Annotated in this window: 1 protein-coding gene; it reads right to left on the bottom strand. The window is 72.4% G+C overall.

Annotated elements, in window-relative coordinates; all coding sequences use genetic code 11:
* Window positions 1–1,244: beta-ketoacyl synthase N-terminal-like domain-containing protein (locus tag VT50_RS37825; RefSeq protein ID WP_143645386.1), on the bottom strand; the 1,244-nt coding region annotated here is incomplete at both ends.

Here is a 1,244-nt window from a genome sequence, read left to right as displayed (position 1 = left end):
ATCCACCGTCAGCGCAGGCCCCTCCAACCCGAACACGTACGACACCCGACCGGACAGGACGCTTCCGGCCGTCGCCGTGCTGAGGTATCCGTCGGCGCCTTCCCAGTCGCCGACGGCCAGCGCGGTGTAGTCCTGACCGTTGGAGCCGATGAACACTCCGGTTTCGCTGCCGCGCAGTGAGGCGGGGTTGATGCCTGAGCGTTCCACCGCGCGCCACGAGGTCTCCAGCAGCAGCCGCTGCTGCGGGTCCATGGCCGCGGCCTCGCGCGGGGAGATCCCGAAGAACGCCGGGTCGAATCCGGCGACGTCGTCGAGGAAGTTGCCGACGAGCGTGTTCCGGGTTCCGTCCGGTGCGACGAGATCGTCGACCACCCAGCCGCGGTCGCCCGGGAACGGCGCGATGCTGTCCCGGCCGTCCTCCAGCATTCGCCACAGGTCCTCGGGCGAGCCGACCGCTCCGGGCAGCCTGCAGTCCATGCCCACGATGGCGATCGGGTCGTCGTGGATGGCGGCGCGCGTGCTGGTCACCGTGGTCTTGCCACCCACACCGAGGAGCCGTTGGGCGAGGTGCCCGGCGAGACGGCGCGGGTTGGGGTGGTCGAAGACCACCGTCGGGGACAACGCCACGCCAGCCTCGGCGGTGAGGCCGTTGCGGAGCTCGACGGCGGTCAGTGAGTCGAAACCGAGGTCGCTGAACGCCTGGTCCTCGCCGATGGCGCTGACGTCCGCATGGCCGAGCACGGTCGCGGCGTGGTCGCGCACCAGCGCCAGCAGTACGCGGTCCCGCTCCGGCGCGGGCAACGGCAGTAGTTGCTGGGCCAGTTCGGAGGTGGCCTGCCCCCGCCCCACACCGCGACGCGCGGAGCCGCGTACCACCTCGCGGAAGATCGGTGGCACGCCGCCGGGTTGCTCCCGCACCGCCGCGGCGTCCAGGCGGAACGGCACCACGAGTGCTTCGTCGCCCGCGCAGGCCAGGTCGAACAGGGCGAGCCCCTGTTCGGCGGTCATCGGTGCCGCGGTGCGCACCGCCCGTGCGCGGTTGGCGGTCTCGAGCCTGCCGCCCATGCCGCGGGCCTCCGCCCACATCCCCCATGCCGTGGAGACGGCTGGTAGCCCCTGGGCGTGGCGCAGGTGTGCCAGGGCGTCGAGGAAGGCGTTGGCCGAGGCGTAGTTCGCCTGCCCGGGCCAGCCGAAGATGCCCGCCGCCGCGGAGAACAGGACGAACGCCCGGAGCGGCATGTCGC

This window comes from Streptomyces antioxidans, from assembly GCF_000968685.2.
GTDB lineage: Bacteria > Actinomycetota > Actinomycetes > Streptomycetales > Streptomycetaceae > Streptomyces > Streptomyces antioxidans.
This window is presented reverse-complemented; position numbering and strand designations above follow the sequence as displayed.